Origin of the sequence: Cupriavidus alkaliphilus, assembly GCF_900094595.1 — a bacterium.
GTDB lineage: Bacteria > Pseudomonadota > Gammaproteobacteria > Burkholderiales > Burkholderiaceae > Cupriavidus > Cupriavidus alkaliphilus.
Window position 1 is genome coordinate 144,521 of sequence record NZ_FMAD01000004.1, and the last position, 23,841, is coordinate 168,361.

General features: G+C 70.1%; 22 protein-coding genes. 18 read left to right on the top strand and 4 right to left on the bottom strand.

Annotated elements, in window-relative coordinates; genetic code table 11:
• Positions 1–47: 47 nt before the first annotated feature.
• Genes GA0116996_RS10025 through GA0116996_RS10035 form a run of 3 tightly spaced genes read left to right on the top strand, consistent with a single transcriptional unit; the run spans position 48 to position 1,066 of the window.
• Positions 48–383, top strand: coding sequence for a 2Fe-2S iron-sulfur cluster-binding protein (locus GA0116996_RS10025; RefSeq protein WP_092310157.1), 336 nt, complete (start codon positions 48–50; stop codon positions 381–383).
• A 1-nt stretch (position 384) separates the two neighbouring features.
• Positions 385–702, top strand: a complete 318-nt coding sequence (locus tag GA0116996_RS10030; protein WP_092310160.1) for a ferredoxin — start codon at positions 385–387, stop codon at positions 700–702.
• A gap of 34 nt (positions 703–736) precedes the next feature.
• A complete protein-coding gene (locus tag GA0116996_RS10035; protein ID WP_092310163.1) occupies positions 737–1,066 on the top strand; it encodes a 2Fe-2S iron-sulfur cluster-binding protein in 330 nt (109 codons plus the stop codon).
• 13 nt (positions 1,067–1,079) lie between these two features.
• Here the strand turns inward: GA0116996_RS10035 and GA0116996_RS10040 are convergent, their stop codons facing one another.
• The 3 genes from GA0116996_RS10040 to GA0116996_RS10050 form a co-directional block, all read right to left on the bottom strand.
• Complete coding sequence (locus GA0116996_RS10040) at positions 1,080–2,801, bottom strand: cobaltochelatase CobT-related protein (RefSeq protein WP_092310166.1); 1,722 nt, start codon at positions 2,799–2,801, stop codon at positions 1,080–1,082.
• Positions 2,798–3,817 (bottom strand): AAA family ATPase, encoded by a 1,020-nt coding sequence (locus GA0116996_RS10045; protein WP_092311183.1) that lies wholly within the window; start codon positions 3,815–3,817, stop codon positions 2,798–2,800. The genes GA0116996_RS10040 and GA0116996_RS10045 overlap by 4 nt, the downstream gene beginning before the upstream one ends.
• Positions 3,818–3,883: 66 nt before the next feature.
• A complete protein-coding gene (locus GA0116996_RS10050) occupies positions 3,884–4,732 on the bottom strand; it encodes an IclR family transcriptional regulator (RefSeq protein ID WP_092311186.1) in 849 nt (282 codons plus the stop codon).
• A gap of 334 nt (positions 4,733–5,066) precedes the next feature.
• On the opposite strand from GA0116996_RS10050, the gene GA0116996_RS10055 reads away from it, so the two are divergent.
• The 8 genes from GA0116996_RS10055 to pdeM all read left to right on the top strand — a co-directional run bounded on the left by GA0116996_RS10055 (position 5,067) and on the right by pdeM (position 16,615).
• Positions 5,067–6,503: an amino acid permease gene (locus tag GA0116996_RS10055; RefSeq protein ID WP_092310169.1), complete on the top strand. Its 1,437-nt coding sequence runs from the start codon at positions 5,067–5,069 to the stop codon at positions 6,501–6,503.
• Between the two features lie 115 nt (positions 6,504–6,618).
• Positions 6,619–8,181, top strand: a complete 1,563-nt coding sequence (pdxR, locus tag GA0116996_RS10060) for a MocR-like pyridoxine biosynthesis transcription factor PdxR (protein ID WP_092310172.1) — start codon at positions 6,619–6,621, stop codon at positions 8,179–8,181.
• Between the two features lie 140 nt (positions 8,182–8,321).
• On the top strand, positions 8,322–8,723 hold the full coding sequence (locus GA0116996_RS10065; RefSeq protein ID WP_018008487.1) for a nuclear transport factor 2 family protein: 402 nt from the start codon (positions 8,322–8,324) through the stop codon (positions 8,721–8,723).
• Between the two features lie 16 nt (positions 8,724–8,739).
• The gene (locus GA0116996_RS10070; RefSeq protein WP_092310175.1) at positions 8,740–10,185 is read left to right on the top strand and encodes an NAD(P)/FAD-dependent oxidoreductase; all 1,446 of its coding nucleotides are present in this window, start codon (positions 8,740–8,742) and stop codon (positions 10,183–10,185) included.
• A gap of 247 nt (positions 10,186–10,432) precedes the next feature.
• Positions 10,433–11,539 carry a ligase-associated DNA damage response exonuclease gene (locus GA0116996_RS10075; RefSeq protein ID WP_092310178.1) on the top strand — a complete coding sequence of 369 codons (1,107 nt, stop codon included), beginning with the start codon at positions 10,433–10,435 and terminating at the stop codon, positions 11,537–11,539.
• The gene (locus GA0116996_RS10080) at positions 11,536–13,209 is read left to right on the top strand and encodes an ATP-dependent DNA ligase (RefSeq protein WP_092310181.1); all 1,674 of its coding nucleotides are present in this window, start codon (positions 11,536–11,538) and stop codon (positions 13,207–13,209) included. Before GA0116996_RS10075 ends, GA0116996_RS10080 begins: the two co-directional genes overlap by 4 nt.
• Positions 13,206–15,911, top strand: a complete 2,706-nt coding sequence (locus tag GA0116996_RS10085) for a ligase-associated DNA damage response DEXH box helicase (protein WP_208601242.1) — start codon at positions 13,206–13,208, stop codon at positions 15,909–15,911. Before GA0116996_RS10080 ends, GA0116996_RS10085 begins: the two co-directional genes overlap by 4 nt.
• On the top strand, positions 15,908–16,615 hold the full coding sequence (pdeM, locus tag GA0116996_RS10090) for a ligase-associated DNA damage response endonuclease PdeM (protein ID WP_092310187.1): 708 nt from the start codon (positions 15,908–15,910) through the stop codon (positions 16,613–16,615). The genes GA0116996_RS10085 and pdeM overlap by 4 nt, the downstream gene beginning before the upstream one ends.
• Here the strand turns inward: pdeM and GA0116996_RS10095 are convergent.
• The gene (locus tag GA0116996_RS10095; RefSeq protein ID WP_092310190.1) at positions 16,600–17,373 is read right to left on the bottom strand and encodes an SDR family NAD(P)-dependent oxidoreductase; all 774 of its coding nucleotides are present in this window, start codon (positions 17,371–17,373) and stop codon (positions 16,600–16,602) included. The genes pdeM and GA0116996_RS10095 overlap by 16 nt on opposite strands.
• 731 nt (positions 17,374–18,104) lie before the next feature.
• Between GA0116996_RS10095 and GA0116996_RS10100 the strand changes: the two genes are divergently transcribed.
• The 7 genes from GA0116996_RS10100 to GA0116996_RS10130 all read left to right on the top strand — a co-directional run bounded on the left by GA0116996_RS10100 (position 18,105) and on the right by GA0116996_RS10130 (position 23,840).
• Positions 18,105–19,034 (top strand): LysR family transcriptional regulator, encoded by a 930-nt coding sequence (locus GA0116996_RS10100; RefSeq protein WP_092310193.1) that lies wholly within the window; start codon positions 18,105–18,107, stop codon positions 19,032–19,034.
• Between the two features lie 231 nt (positions 19,035–19,265).
• Positions 19,266–19,619, top strand: a complete 354-nt coding sequence (locus tag GA0116996_RS10105; protein WP_092310196.1) for a Zn-ribbon domain-containing OB-fold protein — start codon at positions 19,266–19,268, stop codon at positions 19,617–19,619.
• 30 nt (positions 19,620–19,649) lie between these two features.
• Entirely contained in the window at positions 19,650–20,795 is a 1,146-nt protein-coding gene (locus GA0116996_RS10110; protein ID WP_092310199.1) for a thiolase family protein, read from the top strand.
• A 1-nt stretch (position 20,796) separates the two neighbouring features.
• A complete protein-coding gene (locus GA0116996_RS10115) occupies positions 20,797–21,561 on the top strand; it encodes an SDR family oxidoreductase (protein ID WP_092310202.1) in 765 nt (254 codons plus the stop codon).
• 10 nt (positions 21,562–21,571) lie between these two features.
• Complete coding sequence (locus GA0116996_RS10120; protein ID WP_092310205.1) at positions 21,572–22,375, top strand: enoyl-CoA hydratase/isomerase family protein; 804 nt, start codon at positions 21,572–21,574, stop codon at positions 22,373–22,375.
• 32 nt (positions 22,376–22,407) lie between these two features.
• A complete protein-coding gene (locus tag GA0116996_RS10125; protein ID WP_244159797.1) occupies positions 22,408–23,391 on the top strand; it encodes a tripartite tricarboxylate transporter substrate binding protein in 984 nt (327 codons plus the stop codon).
• Complete coding sequence (locus tag GA0116996_RS10130; protein WP_244159798.1) at positions 23,388–23,840, top strand: PaaI family thioesterase; 453 nt, start codon at positions 23,388–23,390, stop codon at positions 23,838–23,840. Before GA0116996_RS10125 ends, GA0116996_RS10130 begins: the two co-directional genes overlap by 4 nt.
• The last annotated feature ends 1 nt before the right edge of the window (position 23,841 follow it).

The window sequence follows — 23,841 nt, forward strand, 5'->3', positions numbered from 1 at the left end:
GCGACGTTTTCCCTGCCCTGATTTCGTGATCCTTGCCCAGACCAACGATGCCAAAAGTCATCCTGCACAAGTCCGGCCAGACCTTTACCGGCGAGGTCGGCCCCAGCACCAACCTGGTGGTCCGCGCCGGCATCCGGCAGTTCCCCTACCCCAACCTGCGCTACGAATGCGGCATGGGCAAATGCTCGAAGTGCGCGTGCCGCGTGATCGCCGGCGCGGAGCACCTGCCGCCGCCCAACTGGAAGGAAAAGAAGCAGCTTGGCGAACGGCTCGAACAAGGCTACCGGCTGGCCTGCCAGCTGTGGATCGAGCATGACGTCGAACTGGCCCAGGACGATGTGCCGGCCGCGGCCGCGCTGGCCGGGGCAAGCGCGGGGGCCTGACATGTTCGTGCTGCTGACCAGCCGCCCCGGCCAGTTCCGTACCGAGCCCACCGACGGCCTGACCGCCGTCGAGGCCTACGACTACCTCTTCTACGGCAAGGCCACCGCCCGCTTCGTCATTGCCGAGCTGGCCGCGGAGACCAGGGTCCGCATCCGGGAGGAAACGCCGCCCGGCATCGTCAACCTGGTCTCGACGCGTTTCCTCGACAAGTACGCCACGCTCGAAGCCGCCCGCGACGCGCTGCACCAGCTGGCCAGCTTCGGCAGCATGGACATCGCCCTGGTGCCCGCGCCGGTCACCGTGGACGGCCGCTCCTGAAGCCTCACGCCTGCAACGCCAGGCATCTATCGCCATGATCCAGATCACCTTCCTCACCAACCACGGCAAGACCGTCACTGCACCGGTCAACAGCAACCTGCTGCGCGTGTCGCTGCGCGAACAGGGTGGCATCCCGTTCAAATGCGGCGGCGGCCTGTGCGGCACCTGCAAATGCCGCATCGAGCAAGGCCGCGAGCATACCGATGCGGTCAAGCCGAAGGAACGGAAGCTGCTGACGGAAGCGGAACTGGCCGATGGCTTCCGGCTGGCATGCCAGACTTTCATGGCCGGCGATGTCGCGGTCTCGTGGCAGCCGAAGGCGACGGCCGGGCGGCCGCAGCCGGCCGCCGCCAGCGGCGACTAGGCGCGCGGTGCCGCTAGCGCCGCCTCGCCCCCACCAGCCCCGCCACCTCGTCCAGCATCGCCATATCCACCGGCTGCGACAGGTCCAGGGCGAGCGTGTGCCGGTAATACGGGCTCAGGTCCAGGCCGACTCCCAGCCCTAGTATTTCGACATCCCGCAGCGCCTCGTGCCGCGCCACCACGGCCTTCAGGTGGTTGTCGAGGTAGCAGGCGTCGTTGGCCTGCCCGGTCGCGGTATCCATCGGGCTGCCGTCGGACACCACCACCAGGATGCGGCGCGCCTTGCCGCTGGCATGCAGGCGCGCGCAGGCCCACTCGACCGCCTCGCCGTCGACGCCTTCGCGGAACAGGTCGGCCTTCAGCAACGCCGTGATCTCGGTGCGGGCGCGGCGCCAGCTGCGCTGCGCGTCCTTGAACACCATGTGGCAGGTTTCGTTGAGCCGGCCAGGATGCTGCGGGCGGCCGCGCGCGAGCCAGTCGCTGCGCGCGCGGCCGCCGTTCCACGCGTTGGTGGTAAAGCCCAGCACCTCGGTGGCGACGCCGGCCTGGTCCAGCGCGCGGGCAAGCAGGTCGACCAGCAGGGTCAGCGGCTCGGCCTGCGCCTTCATCGAGCCGGAGCAGTCGATCAGGAAGCCGACCACGCAATCGGCATGGGCCTTGTGCGCTTCCTGCCGGAACAGCCGGCGCTCGGCGGGCGAGCTGACCAGCTGCGCCAGGCGGCGGCCGTCGATACGGCCGCTTTCCTCGCCGAACGACCAGCCGTCCACGCGCGGCTGCGACAGCGCGGCGCGCAGCCGGCGCGCCAGCCGGGCAACGTTCACGCCCGCGCGCGCGATGCGCGCGTCCAGCCGCGTGCGGTACTCGTCCAGCAAGGCGCGGCGCACCAGCGTGGCGGCGCGCACTTCGCGGTCGTAGCGGGTGGTGTAGATGCGGTAGCCGTCGGTGGCGTCGGCAAGCACGCGGCTATGGCCGCTGTCGGCCAGGGCGAAATCCTCCGCGGGCGGTTCGTCGAAGTCGAGCCACAGCGCAAACCCGGCGCGCGCGGCCGAGGCGGCATTATCGTCGTCTTCGCCGGCCCGGGGCGCTTCGGTGCGGATCATCTGCGCCACCGCATGCGCCAGCGCCAGCGCGTGCACGGCGTACGCAGCCTGGTCGTGGCGTTGCGCGCGCAGCCCCGCCAGCTGGGCGCCCAGCATCGGCACGATGGCAGCGCGCGTGGCCTCGATCAGGTCTTCGGTTTCTTCCAGCACCGGCTCGCCGCTCAGGCGAGACCACGCCACCTGCGCCACGGTATAGAGCAGGATGCCGAGATGCCCGTCGGTCAGCCCGGATCGATGGAAGGCTTGCGACCACGCCAGGAAGCGATGGCGCAGGTTGGCCTCGACGCCAGCCATGCCGCGCGGCAGGCGCGTTTCGCAGCGCAACTGTTCGAGCAGCTCGAACACCAGGCGCTCGACCGCGTCGGCCGGGCACAGCCGCCGATGCAGCGCGGCGTCGGAATGCGCCTGGCGCAGCGCGGCGCCATCGGCGGCGCCGCGCAGGCAGGTGGCGCTGTCGGTGTCGAGGTCGGTGCGCAGGTGCGGCGCACGTTGCGGCACCGGGCGCAGCGCGCGCCAGAGCTGGCCATCGCGGAAATGCAGCGCCGCATCGCCGGTGAGCGCGCGCACGGCCGCGCCGGACAGCTCATCCTGCCGCTGGCGCCGGCGCAAGCGCAGGGCGAGCGCCGCCGCATTCATTGCGCCGGCTCCGACGCCGCGCTGACGCCGGCCGCCTCGCCCGGCAGGTGGCCGAAGCAACGCTGGTAGTACTCCGCCACCACCGGGCGCTCGGCCTCTTCGCACTTGTTCAGGAAGGTCAGCCGGAACGCGAGCGCGGGGTCGCGGAAGATCTGGCAGTTCTCGGCCCAGCTGATCACGGTGCGCGGCGACATCAGCGCCGACACATCGCCCGCGGCAAAGCCGCGCCGGGTCAGGCCGGCCAGCGCCACCATGGCATCGACCAGCGCGCGCCCGTCCGCGTGATCCAGCTCGGGCACGCGTGCCAGCACGATGCCGGCCTCTTCGTCGTGCGGCAGGTAGTCCAGCGTCGCCACCACGTTCCAGCGGTCGATCTGCGCGTGGTTGAGCAGCTGCGTGCCGTGATAGAGCCCGTTGACGTTGCCCAGCCCCACGGTGTTGGAGGTGGCAAAGAGACGGAACGAAGGATGGGGACGGATCACGCGGTTCTGGTCCAGCAGCGTGAACTTGCCATCGCGCTCCAGGATGCGCTGGATCACGAACATCACGTCGGGCCGGCCCGCGTCGTATTCGTCGAAGATCAGCGCCACCGGGCGCTGCAGCGCCCACGGCACGATGCCTTCCTGGAACTCGGTGACCTGGCGGCCGTCGCGCACCACGATGGCATCCTTGCCGACCAGGTCGAGCCGGCTGATGTGGCCGTCCAGGTTGACGCGCACGCAGGGCCAGTTCAGCCGCGCGGCCACCTGTTCGATATGGGTCGACTTGCCGCTGCCGTGCAGGCCCTGCACCATCACGCGCCGGTCGCGCATGAAGCCCGACAGGATCGCCAGCGTCACCTCCGGCTGGAAGCGGTAGGCCGGATCGATCTCCGGCACATGGTCGTCGCGCTGGCTGAAGGCCGGCACCATCAGGCCGGAATCGATGCCAAACACGCTGCGCACCGGAATCATCCGGTCCGGCTTGCCAAACTGCTCTTGCGTCACCTTGTGCTCCTCGTTGCCTCGCTGCCTCATTGCTTCGGCCATGCCATGCCATCGGCACGGCGGCAAGCGGAGCGGTTCCGCGTAACGCCGTGCCTGCTATTCGTCCTCTTCCGCCGCGTCCGGGGCCTCGGCGCCGCCCTGCCAGCTGCCCGCGCTGTCGGCCTCGATCGCCGCCAGCGCCGCCGCCGCGCGCTGCAGCGCGGGCAGCAGCTGCACCGCCTTGTCGCGCGACACCCGCATCACCGGGGCCTGCAGCGCCAGCCCCAGGTTGGACTTGCCGCCGTCGGCGGCCGGCACCAGCACGCCGATGCAGACCAGCCCCGGCAGGAATTCCTCGTAGTCCATGGCGTAGCCGTCGCGCTTGACGCGCTCCAGCTCCGACTCCAGCTGCGCATGGTCGGTCAGCGTGTTCTGCGTGTAGCGCTCCAGCTCCACGTTGGCCAGCAGCCGCTGCCGCTGCGCCGGCGCCAGCTGCGCCAGGAACAGCTTGCCGGTGGCCGAGCAGTGCGCCGGCACGCGCGAACCCGGATGCAGGTAGAAGCGCAGCGGCGCCGCGGTCTCGACGCGATCCAGGTACAGCACCTCGCCGCCGGAAAACGCGGTCAGGTTGCAGCTCTCGCCCACCTCTTCCACCAGCCGGCGCAGCACCATGTGGCGCGCGCCGTGCGAGGTGCTGTTGAGCAACAGGTTCTCCGCCAGCCGGCGCAGCCGCAGGCCGGTGCCGTATTGCCGCCCGTCGCCGTTGCGCTGGATCAGTCCGGCCGCCTCGAGCTGCTGCAGCATGCGGTGCAGCGTGGGCTTGGGCAGGCCGGTCTCTTCCACCAGCGCCTGCAGGTTGAAGGACTGGTCCTTCTCCGCGATGACCTCGAGCAGGCCGAACAAGCGCAGCGCCGGCGTGTCTCCGTCCGGCCTGGCTTCACTTTTGGCGAGGCGCATATCGTTCATGCCTGGCTCCATCATAGGTAAGTTTCATTTTCAGAGTCAAATCATATCAATTATCGAAACTTCTGGTTGACCTTCCGGCTCCAACGGCCTACATTCCGGTTAAACCATAATTTTTTGGAACTTCTGGTTCCATTTTTTAAGCGAACACCGGAGACAAGTCGACATGTACGGATAAGCCATCCTCTCCCGGGGATTGCAATTACTGAACGACCACGGCCCAGGCTGGCATTTACTGCCCTGCCGCCTATACCGAAGAGAAGCCGTGGCGCCTGCCTTAAACGCTGGACTGCTTGCAACGCAGTGCCGACAGCAAGCGCAGCACAGGAGACACAACATGATCCAACAATCACCGTCCGGCAACGGACTATCCCACGGCCTCAAGCAACGCCACATGACCATGATCGCCCTCGGCGGCGTGATCGGCGCGGGGCTCTTTGTCGGCAGCGGCGTCGTCATCAAGTCGGCCGGTCCGGCCGCGGTCCTTTCCTTCCTGATCACCGGCCTTCTCGTGGTGCTGGTGATGCGCATGCTGGGCGAGATGGCCTGCGCCATGCCCGGCGGCGGCGGCTTCTACGAGTATGCACGCGAAGCTTGGCGCGATCGCCCCGCGGTCGGCAACCTGGCCGGCTTCCTGACCGGCTGGATGTACTGGTACTTCTGGGTCATCGTGGTGGCGCTGGAAGCGGTGGCGGGCGCGGACCTGGTGCGCTACTGGCTGCCGGACGTGCCCAACTGGATCATCAGCCTGGTGCTGCTGGTGATGCTGACCCTGACCAACCTGGTATCGGTCAAGTCATTCGGCGAGTTCGAATTCTGGTTCGCCTCGATCAAGGTGGCCGCGATCATGGTGTTCCTGTTCGTCGCCGGCGTCTACGTGCTGGGCCTGGCTCCCGGGTCGCACGGCATGGAAGTGGCCAACCTGACCGCCAACGGCGGCTTCATGCCCAACGGCATCGTGCCGGTGCTGACCGGCGCGGTAGCGGCCACCGGCTTCTACTTCGGCGCCGAAATCGTCACCATCGCCGCCGCCGAGACCGCCGAACCGCAGAAGGCCGTGGCCAAGGCCACCAGCTCGGTGATCACGCGCGTGCTGGTGTTCTATGTCGGCTCGATCCTGCTGGTGGTGTGCCTGGTGCCGTGGAACTCCACCAGCATCGCCACGCCGTACGTCAGCGCGCTGAACGTGATGGGCGTGCCGGCGGCCGCGCAGATCATGAACGCGATCGTGCTGACCGCGGTGCTGTCGGCACTCAACTCGGGCCTGTACGCCTCGTCGCGCATGCTGTTTGCGCTGACCCGCCGTGGCGACGCGCCGCAGTCGCTGGCCCGCGTCAGCCGCAACGGCGTGCCGGTGCGCGCGATCCTGGTGGCGACGCTGTTCGGCTATGGCGCGGTGGTGATGTCCTATGTCTCGCCCGATACCGTGTTCGCCTTCCTGGTGAACTCGTACGGCACGGTGGCGATCTTCGTCTACATCCTGATCGCGATCTCGCAGCTGCGCCTGCGCTCGCGGCTGGAGCGCGAGGCGCCGGGCCAGCTGCGCGTGCGCATGTGGTGCTATCCGTACCTCACCTATGTGGCGATCCTCGGCATGCTCGGCATCGTGGTGGCGATGGCCTTCATTCCCGACCAGCGCACGCCCCTGGCGCTGGGCGTGGTGAGCCTGGCGATCCTGCTGCTGGCCTACGCGGCGCGCCAGTTGTTTCGGCGTGGCGTGGATCCAGTAGTACCGCTGGCGGAACTGCCGCGCCGCGACCTGCGCAAGTACTGAAGCGCGCAAGCGATGACTGGCGTCGAGATGCCAGAAGCAACTGAACCATGACTGACGGGGCGCGCCGGTGCGGTATGCTGGCGCGCTTCGCCGTTCAGGAAACGCCCCCGGTCCCATGAGCCTGAAGTCTCCCACCACCCTCTGGTCGCAGCTGTTCCAGCAGCATGTGCATTCGGGCCTGAGCCTGCAGGGCAAGATCCGGCAGATGCTGGTCTCGGCCATCCTCGACGAGCAGCTGCCGCAAGGCGAGCCGCTGCCCAGCAGCCGCGAGCTGTCGGCGCAGCTGCGGGTGGCGCGCAACACGGTGGTGCTGGCGTACCAGCAGCTGGTCGACGAAGGCTACCTGGTAGCGCGCGAGCGCAGCGGCTACTTCGTCAACCCCGAGATCCTCGGCACCCGCGTCAGCGGCGTGGCCTCGCTGCGCGGCGAGCCGGTGCCGGCGCGCGCGGGCGAGCCCGACTGGGAACGGCGCTTCGTGTTCCGCCCCACGCAGCAGCGCAATATCGTCAAGCGCGCCAACTGGCGCGACTATCCCTACCCCTTTATCTACGGCCAGTACGACCCGGCGCTGTTCCCCACCGCGGATTGGCGCGAATGCTGCCTGAAGGCGCTGAGCGTGCTCGACATCCATGACTGGGCCCAGGACATGATCCTGCGCGACGACGAGTCGCTGGTGCAGCAGATCCGCACCCGTGTGCTGCCGCGCCGCGGCGTCTGGGCCGGCACCGACGAGATCGTGATCACGGTGGGCGCGCAGCAGGCGCTGTACCTGCTGGCCGACCTGCTGGTCAGCCCCGACACGCCGGTGGGCATCGAGGACCCCGGCTACCCGGACGCGCGCAATATCTTCGGCTCGCACACGTCGAACCTGGTGCCGCTGCCGGTCGATGAGCAGGGCCTGACGCTGTCCGACGCGCAGCGCGCGTGCGACTACGTCTACGTGACTCCCGGCCACCAGTGCCCGACCACCGTCACCATGCCGCTGGCGCGCCGCCAGGCGCTGCTGCGGCAGGCCGAGGAAGCCGACTTCGTGCTGATCGAGGACGACTACGAGGCCGAGAGCCGCTTCGAGGGCGATCCCACGCCCACGCTCAAGAGCCTGGACCGCAGCAACCGCGTGATCTACGTCGGCAGCCTGTCCAAGAGCCTGGCGCCGGGGCTGCGCATCGGCTACATCGTCGGCCCCGCGGCGCTGATCGCCGAACTGCGCGGCGCGCGCCGGCTGATGCTGCGGCACCCGTCGGCGTATATCCAGCGCGCGTTCTCGCTGTTCCTGTCGCTCGGCCACTATGACGCGCACCTGCGCCGGCTCGCCGCCGCGCACCGCGAGCGCGCCGAAGCGGTGCTGGCGGCATTGGCCACGCATATGCCTGACTTCCGCGCGGTGCCGATCGCCGGCGGCGCCTCCTGCTGGATCGAAGGGCCGTCCTGGCTCGACGCCGATGCGCTGGCGCGGCTGGCGGAACTGCAGGGCGTGCTGATCGAGCCCGGCAGCGTCTTCTTCATGGCCGAGCCCGCGCCGCGCAACGGCTTCCGGCTGGGCTACTCGTCGATCTCGCTGGACCGCATCGAGCCCGGCATCCGCGTGCTGGCCGGCGTCGCGCGTGAACTGCAGGCCACCGCCGGCAGCGCAAAGGCCCCCGCCGCCATCACTTCCCGGGCCCGCCCCGCCGCCTGAGCGGGGCCACCGCTGCGCCTGCGCCGCTGGCCCAAGCGATAGTCCCGAACTGGCGCTACAGCGCCGCGGCCGGTTTCCCTATCCTCGAGTCATGGCCGGTTCCCCACGGACCGGCACACAACACTCACGGAGACCAAGCCATGTCCAAGGACAACACCGCCGCCGGCATTGAACTGCTGCAAGCCTTCAACGACGCCTGGAACCGCCACGACATCGACGCGCTGATGGCCTGCATGGCCGACGACTGCGTGTTCCATGGCGTGGCCGGCCCCGACCTGCTGGGCCGCAGCTTCGTCGGCCGCGAGGCGGTGCGCGAAGGCTTCCAGCTGGCCTGGCAGACCTTCCCCGATGCGCAATGGGTCGATGGCGACCACTTCGTCGTCGGCGACCGCGGCGTCAGCGAATCCACCTTCCGCGGCACCCGCGCCGACGGCGCCCGCATCGAGGCGCGCATGGTCGACGTGTTCACCTTCCGCGGCGGCAAGATCGCGGTGAAGAACGCCTACCGCAAGGACCGCCCGCCGGTGGTGGCCGCAGCCTGAAGCGAGGAGACGCGCCATGCAAGCCGTAGCTCCCCGCAGCAGCCTCCTGGCCGGCGAGCAGTCGACCGCGCCGACCCGGCCGTACGACCCCGCCTACGACCCCCTGCACACGCCCACGCCCGGCCACGGCCGGGAGTACGCCCCGACCTACTGGATCGGCACCGCGGGCGAGCCGCCCGCCGACGACGGCCCGATCACGCACGATATCGACGTCGACGTGGCCATCATCGGCTCTGGCTTTACCGGCCTGACCTGCGCCATCTTCCTGGCGCAGGAATACGGCATCAAGGCCACCGTGCTCGAGGCCAACCGCGTCAGCTGGGGCTGCAGCACGCGCAATGGCGGCCAGGCGCAATGCGCGTCGGGCCGGCTCAAGCGCTCGCAGTGGATCCAGCGCTACGGGCTCGATACCGCGCTGCGCCTGCACCAGGAGGTCTGCGACGGCATGGAGACCTTCAAGGGGCTGATCAAGGACATCGACTGCGATCCGCAGCCCGGCGGCCACCTCTATATCGCGCACCGCGACAAGGTGATGCCCGCCCTGGAGAAGGAGGCGAAGATCCTGCGCGAAGTGTTCAACTACGACGCGCGCATCCTCGACGCCGACACCGTGCGGCGCGAATACGTCGACGACAAGGAAGCCGCGGGCGCCATGCACGAGCCCGAAGGCATCGGCATCCATGCCGGCAAGCTCGCCTTCGGCTACCTGCGCCGCGCGCGCGCACTGGGCGCGAAGGTGCATCCGTCGAGCCCCGTGACGGGCTGGGAAACGCGCAACGGCGTGCACTACCTGCGCACCCCCGGCGGCATCGTGCGCGCCCGCGCCGTGGGCGTGGCCACCGGCGGCTACACCTCGCAATCCCTGCACCGCGAGCTGAAGAACCGGCTGTTCCCGATCCTGTCGAACTCCATCGTCACGCGTCCGCTCACCGCCGACGAACTGGCAGCGTGCAACTTCCGCACCACCCAGGTCATCACCGACACCCGCATCCTGCGCCACTACTACCGGCTGATGCCCGACGGCCGCCTGCAGATCGGCAGCCGCAGCGCCATCACCGGCAACGACGCGCCGCAGGACCAGTACAAGCAGAAGCTGATTGCCGACATGCACCGCAAATTCCCGGCGCTGCAGGGCATCCAGATCGACTATTCGTGGTGGGGCTGGGTCGACGTCAGCCACGACATGATGCCGCGCATCACCCAGCCCGACCCGGCGCAGTCGATCTACTACGCCATGGGCTACGGCGGCAACGGCGTGATGTACTCCGCCCAGGCCGGCAAGCGCCTGGCCGCGCTGATCGCCGGCAAGTCGTCGGGGCTGCCGGAACTGCCGATCTTCCGCTCGCCGCTGCCGTTCCCGAATGTGCGCGAGATGGTGGAATCGCAGATGTTCGCGCCGTTCCGGCGGATGGGGCAGCGGGTGCTGTACCACTGGTACCACTGGAAGGATGATGTGTTTTGAGGGTGGCGCGGTACTGCTTGCCGGCCATGCTTGAGCTCGCCAACGCCGCCTGGGCGCTCCCTCTCCCGCAGGCGGGAGAGGGGAGCAAACCCGCCGCCTCTCGCAAGCTTCTTGTCGGACCCTCACCGACACCCGAACCAGCCCTCACCGCCTCCACACCCTGCGCAACGCCGCAGTATGATGCCCAGGTCTCCCTCCGCGGGAGCATCGCGGCCACGCCCCGGCCGCAGTGCATCAGGAGGCACGCTTGGACCCGATCCGACCGCTCCCGTCCGAACCCGCCCGCCCCGGCGACCTCATCGTCGCCCGGCCGGAAGGCCTCTATTGCCCGCCCGGCGACTTCTACATCGATCCGTGGCGCCCGGTCGAACGCGCCGTCATCACCCATGCCCATTCCGATCACGCGCGCTTCGGGCACGCGCACTACCTGTGCGCTGAGCCCGGCCGCGGCGTGCTGCTGGCGCGGCTGCCCGGGATCCACCTGAACACGCTGCGCTACGGCGAGCGCATCACGCACCACGGCGTCACGCTGAGCCTGCATCCGGCCGGCCACGTGCTCGGTTCCGCGCAGGTGCGGCTGGAGCACGGCGGGCAGGTCTGGGTGGCCTCGGGCGACTACAAGCTGGAAGCAGACGGCACCTGCGACCCGTTCGAGCCGGTGCCCTGCGACACCTTCATCACCGAAAGCACGTTCGGCCTGCCGATCTACCGGTGGCCGCCGCAGGCGACGCTGATGGCCGAGATCTTCGACTGGTGGCAGGCCAATGCCCGTGCCGGGCGCGCCAGCGTCGTCTACGCCTATACCTTCGGCAAGGCGCAGCGCATCCTGCACGGCCTGCTGCGGCATGCCGGCGCCGATGGCATGCCCGGCCCGGTGATCGTGCATGGCGCGCTGACGCAGCTCAACGCCGCCTATGCCGGGGCCGGCGTCGCGCTGCCGCCCACGGCACTGGTCTCGGATCTGCCGGCGCGCAGCCCGCTGCTGCGCCAGGCGCTGGTGGTGGCGCCGCCGTCGGCACAGCGCTCGCCGTGGCTGCGGCGTTTCGGCGATGCCTCCGACGCCTTCGCCAGCGGCTGGATGCAGCTGCGCGGCACGCGCCGGCGGCGCGGCGTCGACCGCGGCTTTGCGCTGTCCGACCATGCCGACTGGCCGGGGCTGCTGCAGGCGATCAGCGCCACCGGCGCGGGCCGCATCATCGTGACCCATGGCAACGTGCCGGTGATGGTGCGCTATCTGAGCGAGCGCGGCTGGCTGGCGCAGGCGTTCGACACCGAGTACGGCGACGACGATGAAGCCGCGCACCCGGACCCGGCGGTGCCCGCCGAAGCGGGCCAGGAAGAGGCTGCGCCATGAAGGCCTTCGCCGATCTCTACGCCGCGCTGGACGGCACCACCTCGACCAAGGCCCGCCTGGCCGCGCTGGTCGATTACCTGCGCATCACGCCGCCCGCGGATGCCGCCTGGGCCGTCTATTTCCTGGCGGGCGGCAAGCCGCGCCAGATCGTGCCGGTATCGCTGCTGCGCGACCTCGCACGGCAGGCCGCCGACCTGCCCGACTGGCTCTTCGAAGAGAGCTACCAGGCCGTCGGCGATCTCGCCGAAACCATCGCGCTGCTGCTGCCGGACCCGCGGGATGCCGACCACGCCGGCCTGGCCGAATGGGTCGAGCAGCGCCTGCTGCCGTTGCGCGGGCTGGCGCCGGAAACGCTGCTGCCGCGCCTCGACGCGCTATGGCGCCCGCTCGACGCGCACGGCCGGCTGGTGTTGTTCAAGCTGATCACCGGTGCCTTCCGCGTGGGCGTGTCGCGCCTGCTGGTCACGCGCGCGCTGGGCGAGGTGGCCGGCATCGATCCCAAGCGCGTGGCCGAGCGCATGGTCGGCTACACCGACCTGTCGGCCCGGCCCGACGCGGCGCGCTTCCTCGCCCTGCTGGCGCCCGAGGACCAAGACGACCGCGCGCTGCGCGCCGGCGGCCAGCCGTATCCGTTCTTCCTGGCCCATCCGCTGCAGGCTCCGGTGGAACAGTTCGACACCGTGCTGGGCGCGCCCGGCGCGTGGCTGGTCGAGTGGAAGTGGGACGGCATCCGCGCGCAACTGGTGCGGCGCGGCGGCCAGACCTGGCTGTGGTCGCGTGGCGAGGAACTGATCACCGAGCGCTTCCCGGAACTGCTGCAGGCCGCCGCGCCGCTGCCGGACGGCACCGTGCTCGACGGCGAGATCGTGATCTGGCAGCAGGGCCGCGTGCAGCCGTTCGCGTTGCTGCAGCAGCGCATCGGCCGCAAGACGCTGAGCGCAAAGCTGCTGCGCGAGGCGCCGGCGATCCTGATGGCCTATGACCTGCTCGAGTGGCAGGGCGAGGACTGGCGTACCCGCCCGCAGGCCGAACGGCGCGCCCGGCTGGAGCAGGTGGTGGCGGCTCACGTCCACCCCGCGCTGGAACTGAGCCCGCTGGTGGAAGCCGGCGACTGGGAGCACTATGCCCGCCTGCGCGACGCGTCGCGCGAGCTGGGGGTCGAGGGCTTCATGCTGAAGGCCGCCGGCGCGGCCTACGGCGCGGGCCGCACCAAGGATGTCGGGGTCTGGTGGAAGTGGAAGATCGACCCGTACTCGGTCGATGCCGTGCTGGTCTACGCGCAGCGCGGCCACGGCCGCCGCGCCAGCCTCTACACCGATTTCACCTTCGCGGTCTGGAACGGCCCGCCCGGTACGCCGGACCGCGCGCTGGTGCCCTTCGCCAAGGCCTATTCCGGCCTGACCGACGCCGAGATGCGCGCGGTCGACGCCATCGTCCGCCGCACCACGGTCGAGAAGTTCGGGCCGGTGCGCAGCGTCGAACCGACCCAGGTGTTCGAGCTCGGCTTCGAAGGCATTGCCCGCAGCGGCCGCCACAAGAGCGGCATCGCCGTGCGCTTTCCGCGCATGCTGCGCTGGCGCACCGACAAGCCGATCGACGAGGCCGACACGCTGGCCACGCTCGAAGCGATGCTGCCGGCCACCGGCGCGGCGCGGGAGGATGCGGCATGAGCCCGCCGCGCGGCGCGCGCCGGCCCGCGATCGATCCGGCGCCCACCCCAGCCCCATTGACCGTTGCCCAGGGCATGCAGGCGCTGTTCGACGCGCGCGGCTGGCAGCCCTTCGCCTTCCAGCGCGAAGTCTGGACCGCGATCGCGCGCGGCCAGAGCGGACTGCTGCATGCCACCACCGGCACCGGCAAGACCTATGCGGCGTGGCTCGGCGCGCTGATGGCATTCGCCACGCCGCGCGCGGCGCCGTCGCACGACAAGCCCGCGCCGCCGCTGACCGTGCTGTGGCTGACGCCGATGCGCGCGCTGGCGGCCGACACCACGCGCGCGCTGCAGGCGCCGCTGGCCGAGCTCGACCTCGACTGGACCGTCGCGCTGCGCACCGGCGACACCGGCAGCGCCGAGCGCGCGGCGCAGCAGCGGCGCTTGCCGACCGCACTGGTGACCACGCCCGAAAGCCTGACGCTGATGCTGACCCGCGCCGACGCGCACGACACCCTGCGGCGCGTGCGCATGGTGGTGGTCGACGAATGGCACGAGCTGCTCGGCAACAAGCGCGGCGTGCAGGTGCAGCTGGCACTGGCACGGCTGCGGCAATGGCAGCCCGCGCTGATGGTGTGGGGGTTGTCGGCCACGCTCGGCAACCTGCCGCACGCGGCCGAGGTGCTGCTGAGCGGCGTGCCCGGCGAGCGGCGCACGCTGGTGCACGGCCATACGCCGAAGACCCTGGTGATCGACACGCTGCTGCCCGACAACGCCAGCCGCTTTCCGTTTGCCGGCCACCTGGGCCTGTCGATGCTGCCCCACGTGGTGGAAGAACTGGCGCACGGCGGCACCACGCTGGTGTTCCTCAATACCCGCTCGCAGGCCGAGCTGTGGTACCAGGCGCTGCTCGACGCGCGCCCGGAGTGGGCGGGCGAGATCGCCCTGCACCACGGCTCGCTCGACCGCGCGGTGCGCGAATGGGTCGAGCTGAACCTCAAGAACGGCGCGCTGCGCGCGGTGGTGTGCACCTCCAGCCTGGACCTTGGCGTCGATTTCCTGCCGGTGGAGCGCGTGCTGCAGGTCGGATCGCCCAAGGGGGTGGCGCGCCTGCTGCAGCGCGCGGGGCGTTCCGGCCATGCGCCGGGCCGCGCCTCGCGCGTGACGGTGGTGCCCACGCACAGCCTGGAACTGGTCGAGGCCGTGGCCGCGCGGCATGCGGTGCAGGCAGGACGGATCGAGGCGCGCGAGTCGCCCGACAAACCGCTCGACGTGCTGGTGCAGCACCTGGTGACGGTGGCGCTGGGCGGCGGCTTCCGGCCCGAAGCGTTGCTGGCCGAGGTGCGCTCCGCCTGGGCCTACCGCGGCCTGAGCGGCGAGGAATGGCAGTGGTGCCTGGACTTCGTGCGCCAGGGCGGGGCCACGCTGTCGGCATACCCGGACTTCCGCCGCGCGGTGCCCGACGACGAAGGCGTCTGGCGCGTGCCGGACGCGGGGCTGGCACGGCGCCACCGCATGAGCGTGGGCACCATCGTCAGCGATGCCACCATGCAGGTGCGCTACTGGAGCCGCGCGGGCACCGGCGGCGCCTCGCTGGGCTCGGTGGAAGAAGGCTTTATCGCGCGGCTGGCGCCCGACGACTGCTTCCTGTTCGGCGGCCGGCTGCTGGAGCTGGTACGCGTGCAGGAGATGACCGCGTTCGTGCGCCGCGCCACCGGCAGGCGCCCGGTGGTGCCGCGCTGGAACGGCGGCAAGATGCCGATGTCGACCGAACTGGCCGAGGCCGTGATCGACACGCTCGCCGCCGCCGCGGTGGGCCGGCTGGATCCGCGCGACACCCCCGAGCTGCCGCTGATCCAGCCGCTGGTGGACCTGCAGGCGCAGTGGTCCGCGCTGCCCTCGCGCCATACCCTGCTCGCCGAATCGCTGCATTCGCGCGAGGGCTGGCACCTGTTCCTCTATCCGTTCGCCGGGCGCTCGGTCCATCTTGGCCTGGGCAGCCTGCTGGCATGGCGGCTGGGACAACAGGTGCCGGCCACGTTCTCGGTGGCGGTCAACGACTACGGGCTGGAACTGCTGGCGTCGGCGCCAGTGGACTGGGGCCGCTGGCTGCCGCAGGTATTGGCCGACGAGCGCCGGCGCGACCTGGCCGCCGACGTGCTGGGCAGCCTGAATGCGGGCGAACTGTCGTTGCGGCGTTTTCGCGAGATTGCCCGCATCGCGGGGCTGATCTTCCAGGGCTACCCCGGCGCGCCCAAGAGCGCGCGCCAGCTGCAGGCGTCGTCCAGCCTGTTCTACGAGGTCTTCCGCAAGCACGACCCCGGCAACCTGCTGCTGGGCCAGGCCGAACGCGAAGTGCTGATGCAGGAGCTGGACGCGCACCGGCTCGCCGCGACGCTGGAGCGCCTGTCCGCGCTGAAGCTGGACCTGCACGCGCTGAAGCGGCCCACGCCGCTGTCGTTCCCGCTGGTGGTCGAATTCCTGCGCGAGAAGCTCAGCACCGAAAAGCTCGCCGACCGCATCGCACGGATGCTGGCCGACCTGGAACTGGCGGCCGGGCCCGAGCCCGGCGAAGCCGCCGGCATGCCGGCCGAGATCATGGCCGATGCCGTGGCCGAAGCCGCGCGCTTCGGCATGGCCGACCATGCCGGCCCGTCGGCCCGCACCGCGCGCCGGCCGCGGCGCCCGCGCAAGCCGTCGAAGCCGTTGCCGCTGCTATGAATCCCGACGCCCGCACTTTGGAGCAGGGTGGCGCGATGGCGGTGGCGGCCGCCGGCGAGACCCTGTGGCTGCTGCCCGAACACGCGCTGTGGTGGCCGGCGGCCGGCATGCTGATGGTGGCCGACGTCCACTTCGGCAAGGCCGCGGCGTTCCGCGCGCTGGGGCAGCCGGTGCCGCACGGCACCACCGGCGACAACCTGTCAGTCCTGACCCGTCTGGTGCGGCAACTGCCGGTCGATGAACTGGTATTCCTCGGCGACTTCCTGCACGCGCGCGCCTCGCGCACGCCAGCGGTGCTGCAGGCCTTGTACGACTGGCGCCAGGACCTGCCCGCGCCGTTGCGCTGCACGCTGGTGCGCGGCAACCACGACGCGCGCGCGGGTGATCCGCCCGCGTCGCTTGGCATTGCCGTGGTGTCCGAGCCCGCGCTGGCGGGCCCGTTCGCGCTCTGCCATATGCCCGGCACCTCGCCGCTGGGCTATGTGCTGGCGGGCCACCTGCATCCGGCCTGCCGCCTGCGCGGCAGCGGCGCCGACAGCCTGCGCCTGCCCTGCTTCCTGTTCGGGCCGCGCGGTGCCATCCTGCCTGCGTTCGGCGCCTTCACCGGCCATGCCACGGTGCGGCCGCAGGCCGACGAGCGCGCCTATGTGGTCGGCGGCGGCAGGGTCTGGCCGGTGGGCCCGGCGCGTCAGAACAGCGTATAGCCGCCGTCGATGACGAAGGTATCGCCGGTGTGGTAGGCCGAGGCCGGGCTCATCAGGTAGACCGCGATGCCGGCGAAGTCGCTGCCCTCGCCCCAGCGGCGCATCGGCACGCGCTTGTGCACCATCTCCTGGAAGGCATCGTTGCCCTGCGCCGCGCTGGTCATCTCGGTCTTGATCCAGCCCGGCAGGATCGAATGGGCGCGGATGCCCTTGCGCGCATACTCGACCGCGAGCCCGCGCATCATCGAGATCACGCCGCCCTTGGTGGCGGCGTAGTGCTCGGCGCGCGGCGCGCCTTCGATGGCGGCGACCGAGGCCGTGCTGCACAGCACGCCGCCGTCGCCCTGCGCCAGCATCTGCCGCACCGCCGCGCGCAGCGTAAAGAAAGCGCCGTCGAGGTTGACGCGCAGGGTCCGGCGCCAGGCTTCGGTCTCGAGCTGGTCAAACGGTGCCTTGCTGCCGCTGCCGACGCCGGCGTTGGCAAAGCAGCCGTCGATGCGGCCGAGCGCCGCCGCGGTGCGCGCCATCGCGGCGTCGACCGCCTGCTCGTCGCCCACATCGCAAAGCTCCGTATGCACCTTGCGCCCGTGCCGGCCCAGCCGGTCCGCCGCGGCGGCGTTCTTGTCCGCGCTGGTGCCCCAGATCGCGATATCGGCACCGGCCGCGGCCAGCCCTTCGGCAATGCCCAGGCCGATGCCGCCATTACCGCCGGTCACCAGTGCCACCTTGCCGGTCAGGTCGAACGGATGCGTGCTCATGTCTGTCTCCTCGGATGGTTTGTCGCTGTCTTGGCAGGACATTGTTGGCAGGACACGCGCGAAGGCTCGTCGTCGGAACAGATGAAATTTGCTCTGCGGAAAGAAAACAGGAAAGCGGGCGTGGCGCTGCCACGCCGCACTGCAGCAAGGGCATCATGCGATGCCCGCGGTACGCGCATGCCCCGACGGCCGTGCCGTGGCGCTGCGCGGTACGCTACGCGATGTGGCCTAGCGCAAGCCGAAGAAGCTGAGTACCGCGAGAATGATGACTACGGCTCCAACAAGCCAGACGATATTCATGACAGCTCTCCTTGTCCCAAAGGTCCCGACGCGGCCTCTACCGACGCCTTGTGGCGGGTGGATGGTCGACCCGGTCACATGACTCTCGGGCCAGCGATATACCCATCGCTGTCAGGACTTGCCGCAACATTCGTGCCTTGGTTTACCGGTGCCTCGGGCGGCGCATCGGTGGCCGCTCCCGGCCAGCGCACCTACCGCTGGCGCCACCAGTCCATGGATTACAAAGACAGCCAGCGCCTTAATTACAAACGCATGACAGGCGCGGCAATGCGTTGTCCAGCGGAGTGGTCCGTCGTGCTGCGCTCCATCCTGCGCACCGCAATGCGGGCGCGTCCTTCGGATCGGGCACCCGATGGCGCACCGGGGCCTTGCCCTCGATCGGTCATGAGTGGCGCTATGATGGCCGCCTCCCCATCCTCTGGTTGCCAGTCATGGACAAGGCCCGGGTCCTCACCCTCTTCCTCGGCGTGGTGCGCGCCGGCAGCTTCCGGCGCGCCGCGGTCGAGGCCGGGGTCACGCCGCAGGCGGCGAGCAAGGCGGTGCGCACGCTCGAGGCCCATCTGGGCGTGCGCCTGCTGCACCGGACCACGCGCAAGCTCAGCCTGACCGAGGAAGGCGCGCGCCTGTTCGAACTGACCGCGCCCGGCATGCGCCAGCTCGACGAAGCGCTCGAGCAGGTCCGCGCCAGCCGCGGCGACGACGACGGGCTGATCCGCCTGACCGCGCCGCCGTCGCTCGGCAGCCGCGTGCTGGTGCCGCTGGTCAAGGGCTTCCGCGAGCAGCATCCCGGCATCGGCTTCGACGTGGTGCTGAGCGACCTCTTCACCGACCTGGTCGAAGCCAGGATCGACGTGGGCTTCCGCGTCGGCACCAGCCCCGGCCAGAACCTGGTGGCGCGGCGCCTGTGCGACCTGCCGCTGGTGATCTGCGCCGCGCCGGAGTACCTGGCGCGGCACGGCGAGCCGGCCACGCTCGACGACCTGCTGCGGCACCAGTGCACCGGCTTCCGCCGCCCCGCCACCGGCCGCATGGTGCCGTGGGAACTGCAGGTGGACGGCAACCTCGTGTACCAGGAGCTGCCCGCGGTGGCCAGCTTCAACGATGTGGAAACCGAGGTCGAGGCGGTACGCGCCGGCATCGGCATCGGCCAGCTGCCTGCCTACATGGTCCATGCCGACCTGGTCAGCGGACGGCTCAGCGCAATCCTGACCGGATACAGCAGCAGCCAGGTCGGGCTGTACATGTACTACCCGCACCGCAGCCAGATGCCGGTGCGGGTCCGGCGCTTCATCGACTTCGTGGTGGCGGCCTCGCGCGGCGCGGAGCAGTCGTTGTCGCGGCTGGTGGGGGTGGTGGACTGAGACACCCGTCACCGGCTGGTGCCACGGCGCCAGTAGCCGGCGCGATTACCCTCCCGCATGCATCAGGGGCCAGAAACGGCCTGTCGTCCTCCCGGGCCTGACTGCCACGCCCATCCCTCTTTCCGTTGCCTTTCGCTTGACTTTTTCTCAACCGAAAGCGCCTGAAATATCGTTTGTCGCGCGGCACGCCGGCGACAACCATTACACCAGGCCCAACCGCAGGAGACAGCCATGTCAGACCAGCCCTATCCGCTCTGGAGCGCGGACCCCGTCCCCCATCTGCTTGCCTCGCGCGAGCGCGCCACCGGCGCCTGGATCTTCCCGGCGCTGCCCGCCGACTCGCCGCTGGCCGAGAGCTATGAGGCCGTCGCCATCGCTGGCACGGGCACGCTCTACAGCTATACCGTGATCCACCCCGCGCCCAAGACCGGGCAGCCGCCTTACGCGCTCGGCTATGTCGATTTCGTCGGCCCGGTGCGCATCTTCGGCCGCCTGCAGGGCGCGGCGCGCCCAGTCATCGGCGCGCGCTACGCGCCGCGGCATGACGCCGAACTTGGCTATGTGTTCGAAGCCGTCACGGCCTGAACGATCGCAAGAAGGGAAAAGGTAAGCACCATGCAGGACATCTACATCCACGGCGGCGCGATGACGCCGTTCGGCCGCTATCCCGGCGTGCTGGCGCCGGAGCTGGCGCAACAGGCCATCCTGAAGGCACTGGCCGACGCCGACGTGCCGGCCGGCCGCATCCAGGCGGTTTACTGCGCCAACGTGCTGGGCGGCATGATCCTCGGCCAGCTCGTCGTGCGCGACCTGGGGCTCAAGGGCATCCCGGTCTACAACGTCGAGAACGCCTGCGCCAGCGGCGCCACCGGCGTGCACCTGGCGCGGCACGCGCTGCTGGCCGGGCAATACGACACGGTGCTGGTGTTCGGCATCGAGCAGCTCACCGCGCTCGGCGGCGGCACCATCCCGCTGCAGCGCAATGACCACAAGACCGAGCTCTATGCCAGATCCGGCATGGTGCTGCCCGCGGTCTACGCGATGCGGGGCACGCGCTTCCTGTACGAGCGCGACGCGTCGCCCGCCGAGCTAGCGGAAGTGGCGGTCAAGAACCGCTACAACGGCTCGCTCAACCCATATGCGCAGCAGCGCAAGGCCACCACCGTGGAAGAAGTGCTCGGCTCGCGCATGATCGCCGACCCCCTGACGCTGCTGCAGTGCTGCCCGTCGCAGGTCGATGGCGCCGCCGCGGTGGTGCTGAGCACGCGCCGCGCAGCGCAGGCGCGTCCGGTCAAGGTACTGTCGTCGGTGGTGGTGTCCGGCCTGCGCGAGGAGGCCGATGACGACATCCTCGATGCCGAAATCACCGCGCGTGCCGCGCGCCAGGCCTATGAACAGGCCGGGCTGGGGCCGCAGGACGTCGACGTGGTCGAGCTGCACGACGCCTTCACCATCGCCGAACTGCTCTACTACGAAGCGCTGGGCCTCGCCTCACAAGGCGAAGCGGTGTCGCTGCTGAAGTCCGGCGCGACCCGGCTGGGCGGCCGCGTGCCGGTCAACCCCAGTGGCGGCCTGCTGGCCAAGGGTCACCCGCTCGGCGCCACCGGCGTGGCGCAGATGGTGGAGATCCTGTGGCACCTGCAAGGGCGCGCCGGCGAGCGCCAGGTCGACAACGCGCGCGTGGGCCTGACGCAATGCACCGGCGGCGGCATCGCGGGCGTCGACCACGCCGCGTCTTCCGTCCACCTGCTGGGAGTCTGAAATGAGTACGCAACGATTCGATCCCACCCATGTGGCGGTGGTCACCGGTGCCGCGCGCGGCATCGGCCTGGGTATCGCCACGCAACTCGCGCGGCAAGGACTGACCGTGGCGCTGCTGGACCGCGATGGCGGTGCGCTGGACGAGGCCGTCGGCACGCTCGCCGCCGCAGGGCTGAATGCCTTTGGCGCCACCGCCGACCTGACCGATTCCGCCGCGGTCAACGACGCCTTTGCGCAAGTCGCGGCACGCGCCGGCCGCGTCGACTACCTCGTCAACAACGCGGGGGCCGTGCGCGACATGCGCTTCCTGAAGATGAGCGACGACGACTGGGACCTGGTCATCGATACCAACCTGCGCTCGCAGTTCCTGTGCTGCCGCGCGGCGCTGCCCGGCATGGTCGGGCGTGGCTACGGGCGCGTGGTCAATATCTCGTCGCGGGCCTGGCTGGGCGGCTTCGGACAGGCCAACTACTCCGCGGCCAAGGGTGGCGTGGTCAGCCTGACGCGCTCGCTGGCGATCGAGTTCGCGGCCAAGGGCATCACCGTCAACGCGGTCGCGCCCGGCATTGTCGATACGCCGCTGTTCCGCGGCTTTGCGCCGGAGGTGCAGGCGCGGTTGCAGAAATCGGTGCCGGTGCAGCGTATCGGCACCGCTGACGATATCGCCAATGCGGTCAGCTTCTTCCTCGACCCGCAGTCGTCGTACGTGACCGGCCAGACGCTCTACGTCTGCGGCGGGCGCAGCCTGTCGTCGCCCAGCGTGTAAGGAGGCCATCATGACCATCCAACGCCATATCGAAGGCGCGGTCGCGGTGCTGACCATCGACCGGCCCGACGCGCTCAATGCGCTCGACGTGACCACGCTGCGCGAACTGCGCGCGCACCTGGCCGAGGTGCGCGACCGCGACGACCTGCGCGTCGCGGTGCTGACCGGCGCCGGCACGCGCGCCTTCTGCGCCGGGGCGGACCTGAAGGGCACGCGCACCTCATCCGCCACCTACCCCGAGGCGCTGTTCCGCGCGCCGGAGCAGGCCGCGGACCTGGGGCTCTATATCCGGCTGATGGACCTTAGCGACCTCGGCCTCGGCAAGCCGCTGGTCGCGGCGGTCAACGGACACTGCCTCGGCGCGGGGCTGGAGATCGCGCTGCAGTGCGACTTGCGGATTGCGTCGACGCAGGCCACCTTCGGCCTGCCCGAAGTCGCGGTCGGCTCGATCCCGGCGGTGTCCGGCCTGCACCGGCTGCTCAAGGCCGTGCCCGCGGCGCATGCGATGCAGATGGTGCTGACCGGCGAACGCATCGATGCCGCGCACGCCGCGCGCATCGGCCTGGTCACCGAGACCATGGCGCCCGACGCCTTGCCCGGCCGCGCGCTGGCGCTGGCCGTGCGCATCGCCGCCAACGCGCCGCTCGCGGTGCAGGCGGTCAGGAAGCTGTCGCGCCAGACCAGCCACCTCAGCGAAACCGACGCGCAGCAGCTCACCGAACTCTACTGGGGCGTGCTGCGCGACACCGCCGACCGCGTTGAAGGCCGCCAGGCCTTCGCCGAAAAGCGCCAGCCCCACTACACAGGCCGCTGAGCGGCCCGACAACAACCACGCAGGAGACAACCATGGCAGAAATCCTTCGAATCATGCGCGCGGCAATGGCCGGCGTGCTGGCAGCCACCGCGCTGGGCGCGGCAGCACAGTCACCCTATCCCACGCAGAAGCCGATCACGCTGGTCGTGCCGTTCGCGCCGGGCGGTGGCAACGACATCCTGGCACGCGCCATCGCGCCGAAGATGGGCCAGCTGCTGGGCCAGACCATCGTGATCGAGAACAAGCCCGGCGCCGGCGGCAACCTGGGCGCCGATTACGTGGCGCATGCCGCGGCGGATGGCTATACGCTGGTAATCGCGTCGAGCCAGATCACGATGAACCCGTTCCTCGGCATGAAGGTCCCGTTCCAGGTCGAGCGCGACTTCGAGCCGGTCGGCCGGATCGCGTCGGTACCGATCATGCTGGTTGCCAATCCCGACCAACCCTTCCGCACGCTGCAGGAATTCATCCAGTACACCCGCGCCAACCCGGGCAAGCTCAGCTACAGCAGCCCGGGACCCGGCACCCCGCAGCACCTGGCGGGCGAGGTCTTCGCCAAGCTGAACAAGACCGAGCTGCTGCACGTGCCTTACCGCGGCACCGGCCCGTCGATCAGCGACCTGATGGGCGGCCAGGTGCAGATCTCGTTCGCCACCTTTGCTTCGTCGATCCAGTTCGTGCGCGCCGGCAAGCTGCGCGCGCTCGGCATCGCCGGCAAGAAGCGCAGCGCGCTGATGCCAGACCTGCCGACCTTTGCCGAAGCCGGCATCGTTGGCTACGACGCGGAGCTCTGGTACAGCCTGCTGGCGCCGGCACGCACGCCCAGGGCCGTGGTCGACAAGGTCAACGCCGCACTGGTGGCTGCGCTGAAGTCGCCCGACGTTGCCGTGCAGCTGGCAAAGCAGGGCTTCGAGCCGCAGGCCTCCACGCCGGACGAACTGAAGGCGTATATCGGCAAGGAGATGTCGCGCTGGCAGCGCGTGATCCAGGACAACAACATCAAGGTGGCGCTGTGAACGCGCCCGCCGCCCTCGTCGATCGCGTCGAGCCCGCCGACCGCGCCATGCTGCCGCCCACCGACAACCCGCTGCTGGACTACCTTGGCATCCGCCTGGCCAGCGTCGGCGACGGCCGCTGCACCTTCGAGCTCGACATCGAACCGCGCCACCTGAACCGGCAGGGCAACGTGCAGGGCGGCGTGACCGCCACGCTGCTCGACGCCGCGTGCGGTTACGCCGGCCTGCCGACCGGCGTCGATGGCGCCCTCGGCCACGCCGTGACGGTGATGCTGGCCATCAGCTACCTCAGCAAGGCGAGCGCGGGCCGGCTGCGCGCTACTGCCACGGTGAGCCGCGCCGGCAAGAGCCTGTACTTTGCCTCGGCCGAACTGGCCACCGATGCTGGCGTGCTGGTCGCCACGGCGCAAGGCACGTTCAAACGATCCCGCATCCTTCCGGAGGCCTGAC